The organism is Bacillus sp. AFS098217, from assembly GCF_002551815.1.
In the GTDB taxonomy this organism is placed as follows: domain Bacteria; phylum Bacillota; class Bacilli; order Bacillales; family Bacillaceae_G; genus Bacillus_A.
Genome location: NZ_NVPR01000021.1, coordinates 42,027 through 48,655, shown reverse-complemented (window position 1 = coordinate 48,655; position 6,629 = coordinate 42,027). Strand labels below are relative to the sequence as shown.

The window sequence follows — 6,629 nt, the reverse complement described above, 5'->3', positions numbered from 1 at the left end:
TGTTAGCTTGATAGCGATGGGGTAATTAAAATTATTAGCTTGATATGCATGCGGTTGTACCCCTACAATGTCAAGAAAATTGAGATAAAAGTTAACATTCTTATGAACCACTATGGATATCACTATTTTTATACAGAGAAAAACTTATAAAAAGAGGAATAACCAAATAAAATGATAGAGTAAAAAAAACAGGTAATGGGTTCACATTCATCACTCCTAATACATCATATGTAACTAATAATGGTATCGACCAAGGATAAAAGGATCCAAAAGGAGTAGTTGCTAATAGACCACATGAAAAAGCTGCGATAACTCCTACTGCGATTGCTAGCAAATAACTTTTAAATAGTATACTAATTGTAACGATAATAGGTATTAAACAAAACTGAAGAAAGACAATCATAAGATTAACAAAAGCATACTTCACAATGATTGAAAAGCTTAATGCTTGTTCAATTTTAAATAAGCCAAATAATATCGTAAAAAGAAATGATAAAAATACCGTAGACAAGACTAAAATAAATATTACCGTGAGCTTTCCTAGTAGTATTTGCTGTCTAGTTCTTGGATAAGTAAAAAGTTGATTAATGGTATTTTGTTGATATTCCTGTGCAATTATGAATCCAGCAAATAAAGCAAATAGAGGTGCGCCTATAAGTAAATTCATAAACGTAGCTGAGTTAACGAAGACATCTGACCAAGTTGAAGTGCTCCCTTTATTACTAATACTAAACAGCGCATTAGCGATACTCCCGATTACTACTAGTAAAGTAATCCATGACCTTTTTAGTTTAGAAAACTCAGTTTGGATAATATTAAGCATATACTTTACATCTCCATTCTTATATATATGTCCATTTTAAACAACATTTCTTAAAGAGATGTAAAAAACTACTTAATTATTTCTTAAATTCACATCATTTATATATATTCCAATTTGGAAAATATATAGAAAAAGTGGTTTTTCTTCTTGGTATGCTACTTACTTTAATAGTTCCTCCATGCTTTTTAACCAACTTTTTTGTTATGGTTAAACCTAATCCACTTCCTTTAAATTGTTTGGAATTTCTTGAGGTTTCACTTGTATAAAGCCTTTCGAATAACTTTGGAATATCATTTGGCATAATTCCCTGTCCAGAATCCCATATTTGTAAAATAACTTGTTGTTTTTTTTCTGTCAAACAGACTCCCACTAAATTTCCATCTTTCCCATACTTTATCGCATTTGAGATTAAATTATATAAAATCCTGTCAATACTAACAGAATCGCCTTTAATATAAACAGGGTGAGATGGAAGATCAACCTTAACTTCAATTCCTTCTTCCACAAATTCTTGGTAAAAGACAATTAGTGATTCCTCTACCTTTTCTTTTAAATTAATTTTTTCCATATTAAAAGAAAGATCGTTTGAATCAATTCTAGATAATTCAAAAAAATCGTGAATTAATTGGTGAAGTTTTAGAGCTTTAATACTTATAATATCAATGTATTTTTCTTTTTCATTATCCTTTAAGGTAGAATCACTTTTTACAACTTCTAAATATCCTAAAATAGATGTTAAAGGAGTTCTTAAATCATGTGACATATTTGCAATCATTTGCTTACGTGTTGATTCTAAATAAGAACGTCTTTCTGATATTTTTTGAATTTCCTGCATAAATTCATTTAACGTTATAGCCAATTCGACAATCTTTTTTTGTGTAAATGGCAGGGTGAAAAAACGAACATTATAATTTCCGTCTATTGCGCAATCTAAACTTTTAATTAATTTGTCTATAGAAGTATTTACTATATATATATAGTATAAGAATGCAACTATAATTATGATTAGTATCATAGGTATAATCAGTACTCCCATTTATATCCTATCCCCCAGACTGTTTGCAAATATTTTGGTTGAGAGGAATCATCCTCAATCTTGCTTCTTAACTTACTTATATGAACCATTACAGTATTTTCATCTATATCATAATTATCTGTCCATATGTTACTATAAATATGAGATTTCGAAAAAACTCTTCTTGGATTGCTCATAAATAATTTTAATAATTCAAACTCAATTTTAGTCAAATTAATGGTTATGTCTCTTTTATTTATGGTATATGTAGCAAAGTCTAACTCAAAAATACCTTGTTTTATTTTAGAAGGCTCTATATCTTGATAATCGTTAAGGTAAAGAAACCTTCTTAGTTGTGCTTTAATTCTAGCTATCAATTCACCTATACTAAATGGTTTTATAATATAATCATCCGCACCTAATCCTAAAGCAAAAATCTTATCAACATCTTCAATTTTTGCAGAGAGAACAACAATAGGTATATTTTTTTCTAATCTGAATCTTCTTAACAACTCAAATCCATCTAATTTAGGCAACATCAAATCTAATAGAACTAAGGAGTAATTGTTTTGTTTGAATAATGTTACAGCTTCTTCTCCATCGTAAGCTTGATCAACGAAATATCCTTCTTTTCTTAGATATGTAGCAACTAAATCATTAATTTCCTTATCATCTTCTGCATATAGAATTTTAATATTCATTTAAATCACCTCGTTTTAATTGTTATCACTCGAATTAATTTTCTATTTTCAACAACTCTTTCACTAACAATATCATTTTATCATTATTTATTGTATTAATTTCAACTTTCATATAAGACAGTCTATTTTCAGATTGTTTTTTTTGCTGAAAAGGATACAAGGTGTGCACCACATCTCTAACAATCATAATTTATATTCTCCCGATGCCTTGCGATTTTTTGTTTCGTTATATTTGAGTGGATCCTTAAATATAGCTCATGTCACATATAATTGAATCATTACAATTTTTACGTTGTATCTTATCATTTTTTGCAAATTTACTTTATGTATTTTATTTAAATTATTCACGAACAATAATATTTGAATTAGATTATCTGTAGGATAATTAGTTTAAAACGATTTATATGTGGCTAAGAATAATTGAATAAAAATTTTAAAATAAATCAATCTTTATAAACGCATTTGGAAATTAAAGGTTGCTTTAAGGACACAGTTAATAGAAATGGGTTATAAATAAAGTGTAAACAAAAAGGAGGTGAATACTCATGGAAAAACATATTGCAGCTTTAAAAAATCCTGAGTTACGAGAAGGAATGAATTTCAATCATCCTGCTGGAAATATTGCTACTGAAATTGATGCAGATTCACTATCTAGCATTATCGGTGGTGACTGTGGTCCAGGTTGGGTTCCTTCAATTACTGGAGAATGTACTTGTACTAACGGTGTCACAGTTTGTTCTTGGTCTAAATGTTGTAAATAATAATAAAAAGGGTGAAGGGACTGACTTCTCTTCACCCTTTTTGCTATTAAAAGGAGGGATTTACATGTATAAACAAGCTGAAGAAATTTCCAAAGACCTAGACTATTCAAAATATTACCTTGGAAGCTTTATAACAGAAAGAGTTCTCAATGACCTTTCAAGAGATTTTGTAGATGAGAAAAGAGCAAAGTCTTTATATGAAAAATGGTATAAGGAGACAGGTCTACATAAAGAAGAGCTTTTAAAGGAATATTTAGATTCATATAAATTAAGTAACGTTGAATTTATACATTATATAGATAAACAAAAAAATGTTAACTCTGTAACTAACGATTATTGGATTCATAAATGGACAGAGATTATCGAATTAACTCTTTTAAAAGAAAAGACTGAAATTAATGACCTAATGGAGCCTATGAAATTCCCTTTTTCTCAAGGAGTTTCCCCATTATTAGTATGGGCTAACGATAAACTAAATAGCTTTTGGAGGGATCTCTCTAAAATATTTGAAATAGATCAATTGGCAACTAAACAGTTGACAGATGAATTATTGTACAACTTATGTAGTAGATTAACTTTAGTTGCTGCACCTTCTTTTACTTTAGAGATGCATATTGATAAGCTTCTTAATAAATTGGAAGGTCAAAACCCAAAAGAAAGATACAAAAATTTCATAAATAATAGATTAACAAACATAAATGACATCAATGAAACCTTAAAAGATTATCCAGTACTTGTAAGACTCTTAATTACTTACACAGAAAACTGGATTAACTTCATATCCGAATCTGTAGAGCGGTTTTATAAAGATAAAACTGAAATAGAAGAAGTATTTCAAATGTCTTTCGATCATATATGTAAAATACAGGGAGGACTTTCAGATCTCCATCGCAAAGGGAAAAGTGTACTGGTGTTTCACTTTAAAAATGGAAATAAAATTTTATATAAACCAAAACCATTAGGAATTAGTAAACATTTTCAGGAACTACTATCTTGGATAAATCATAAAGGATTTGATTACCCGTTTCCTATTCAAAAAATTATGAATAAACACGAATATGGATGGGAAGAATTTATTGATACAAAAGATTGTAAATACCCTTCCCAAGTTGAGAATTTTTACTATAGACAGGGCGGGTATTTGGGAATTCTTTACTTATTAGAAGCAACAGATTTCCATTATGATAATATAATAGCTTCTGGAGAATATCCTGTGTTAATAGATTTAGAATCTTTATTTCATCATAGAGCACACGTTTCAAAAGATAGATCTTCTGCGGTTGTTGTAGCACAAGAAAAGTTAGACAACAGTGTAGCCCGAACTCAATTATTACCATTTTTAATTGGTGGTCATGATAAAGAGCAAGGAGTTACTGAAGTAAGCGGTCTAGGTGGAAAAGGTGGTCAACAAACTCCTTTTACAATTATGGATTGGGAAAACATTGCTACAGATGAAATGGTAGCTATACGTACACAGGGTGAAACGGAAGACGCTAATAATTTACCAGTGTTAAATGGAAAGCCGATAGAGATGCTCGATTATAAAGAGAATTTACTACATGGTTTTGAAAGAATTTATAAGATATTTATGGATAATAAAAAAGAATTATATGAATTTATCCGAATATTCGAAAACGATGAGATACGTCAGGTTGTACGACCTACCTATATGTATGCTCTGTTATTGGAAGGTGGTCATCATCCAGATTATTTACAAAATGGAATGGATAGAGAACGATTGATGAGTCGACTATGGTCAGGGCTTGACAAAGCAACCCACCTTAAAAAAATTGTTTCTTCAGAAATACATGATTTGCTAATGGGAGATATTCCTTACTTTTATACTAAACCTAATTCTAAAGATCTTTGGAATAGTAATGGTACACAAATTGAAGATTTTTTCCAAGAAGACAGTTTTTCAAATGTCCAGAAACGCTGTATGAATTTAGGTTACGATGATTTTCAAGAGCAAATAGAAATTATTAAAGCATCTTTAAACATTGGGAATAAGAATCATAGTTTTCATAATGGCCAAAGACATAGAGTAGTATCCCAAAATAATAATGCTTCAAGCTTTAGAGATATTGAGGGATCTAAACATTTTATTGATGCGGCATTAGATATTGGTAATCATTTAGAATCTAAAGCAATTTGGGGAGATGACAGAAAAGATGTTACTTGGATAGGTCTCCAATGGATGGGAAAACATTCTCAATGGCAATATTCTGTTTTAGACTTAGGTCTTTATAATGGTTTATCCGGTATGTCATTTTTCATGTCTTATCTAGCAAAGATAACAAAATTAGAAAAATTCAAGGATTTATCAATTGCCGCTTTAAATTCGGCATTAAAGCGAAATGATCAATATTTTAAAAGCATATCAGCATATCAAGGTAATTGTTCGATGATTTATACAATGATGCACTTAGCAAAAATTTGGGATGATGATGTACTTTTAGAAATGGCCATGCAAGAGGCAAGTAAATTAAAAGATTATATTGGTAAGGATAAAGATTACGATCTGTTGGGTGGATCTGCTGGAGCTATCATTGTATTTAATCAATTATATCAATTAACGGCAGATAATTCATTTTTAAACTATGCTATTACTTGTGGAGAACACTTAATACAAAATGCTCAGAAAGCCAAGAACGGTCATGGATGGGTTAATAGTATTAGTCAACGACCTGTAGTAGGATTTTCACACGGTAGCTCAGGTATCGCTTGGTCACTTGCTTCATTATTCGATTTAACTGGAGATAATAAATTTAAAGAAATGGCTTTACAAGCATTAAAATACGAAAGATCCCTTTTTGTGCCTGAATATAATAACTGGTTAGATTATCGTGTACAGAACGATAATCAATTAGTAGGTGTACATTGGTGTAATGGGGCACCTGGAATAGGAATATCTAGAATTTTAATGAATGAAATTTTAAAAGATGAACAATTTGTAAAAGAAATTGAACTTGCTATTCAAATTACTAAAAAAGCTGGTTTTAGGGATAGTCATTCTTTATGTCATGGAGATTTAGGAAATATGCTTTTCCTTCAATTAGCTGCTAAAAAATTAAAAGATAATAATTTAAAAGAGTATACTTATCATAAAGCTAATCAAGTCTTAAATAATATAACTTCTGTGCAAGATTGGGAATGTGGATCTGTCCCAGGTGTACAGCTACCCGGTCTTATGCTTGGTCTCGCAGGAATAGGCCATGGACTTCTTCAATTAGCAAGACCAGAAGAAGTTCCTTCTCCCCTATACTTGGAATCAGTAAAATAATCTTTAACTCATACGTATTAAGAAGTAAAAAGGACNNGTCCTTTTT

At 30.2% G+C, this 6,629-nt stretch carries 6 protein-coding genes; 2 read left to right on the top strand and 4 right to left on the bottom strand.

Annotated elements, in window-relative coordinates; all coding sequences use genetic code 11:
* Window positions 1-100 precede the first annotated feature (100 nt).
* From COO03_RS05765 to COO03_RS26895, 4 genes are all read right to left on the bottom strand, one after another.
* Window positions 101-823, bottom strand: a complete 723-nt coding sequence (locus tag COO03_RS05765; protein ID WP_097895867.1) for an ABC transporter permease — start codon at window positions 821-823, stop codon at window positions 101-103.
* A 94-nt stretch (window positions 824-917) separates the two neighbouring features.
* Entirely contained in the window at window positions 918-1,859 is a 942-nt protein-coding gene (locus COO03_RS05760) for a sensor histidine kinase (RefSeq protein ID WP_097895865.1), read from the bottom strand.
* Window positions 1,847-2,539 (bottom strand): response regulator transcription factor, encoded by a 693-nt coding sequence (locus tag COO03_RS05755; protein ID WP_097895863.1) that lies wholly within the window; start codon window positions 2,537-2,539, stop codon window positions 1,847-1,849. The genes COO03_RS05760 and COO03_RS05755 overlap by 13 nt, the downstream gene beginning before the upstream one ends.
* 34 nt (window positions 2,540-2,573) lie before the next feature.
* On the bottom strand, window positions 2,574-2,726 hold the full coding sequence (locus COO03_RS26895) for a hypothetical protein (protein WP_154724612.1): 153 nt from the start codon (window positions 2,724-2,726) through the stop codon (window positions 2,574-2,576).
* Between the two features lie 358 nt (window positions 2,727-3,084).
* On the opposite strand from COO03_RS26895, the gene COO03_RS05750 reads away from it, so the two are divergent.
* Together COO03_RS05750 and COO03_RS05745 are read left to right on the top strand one after the other, a co-directional pair.
* Entirely contained in the window at window positions 3,085-3,300 is a 216-nt protein-coding gene (locus COO03_RS05750; RefSeq protein ID WP_097895861.1) for a plantaricin C family lantibiotic, read from the top strand.
* Window positions 3,301-3,364: 64 nt separating this feature from the next.
* Window positions 3,365-6,583 carry a type 2 lanthipeptide synthetase LanM family protein gene (locus COO03_RS05745; RefSeq protein WP_097895859.1) on the top strand — a complete coding sequence of 1,073 codons (3,219 nt, stop codon included), beginning with the start codon at window positions 3,365-3,367 and terminating at the stop codon, window positions 6,581-6,583.
* Window positions 6,584-6,629 lie beyond the last annotated feature (46 nt).

Excerpts from the sequence above, each read along its gene's own strand:
- COO03_RS05765 (WP_097895867.1), bottom strand. The coding sequence starts at position 823 with ATGCTTAATATTATCCAAACTGAGTTTTCTAAACTAAAAAGGTCATGG.
- COO03_RS05760 (WP_097895865.1), bottom strand. The coding sequence starts at position 1,859 with ATGGGAGTACTGATTATACCTATGATACTAATCATAATTATAGTTGCA.
- COO03_RS05755 (WP_097895863.1), bottom strand. The coding sequence starts at position 2,539 with ATGAATATTAAAATTCTATATGCAGAAGATGATAAGGAAATTAATGAT.
- COO03_RS26895 (WP_154724612.1), bottom strand. The coding sequence starts at position 2,726 with ATGATTGTTAGAGATGTGGTGCACACCTTGTATCCTTTTCAGCAAAAA.
- COO03_RS05750 (WP_097895861.1), top strand. The coding sequence starts at position 3,085 with ATGGAAAAACATATTGCAGCTTTAAAAAATCCTGAGTTACGAGAAGGA.
- COO03_RS05745 (WP_097895859.1), top strand. The coding sequence starts at position 3,365 with ATGTATAAACAAGCTGAAGAAATTTCCAAAGACCTAGACTATTCAAAA.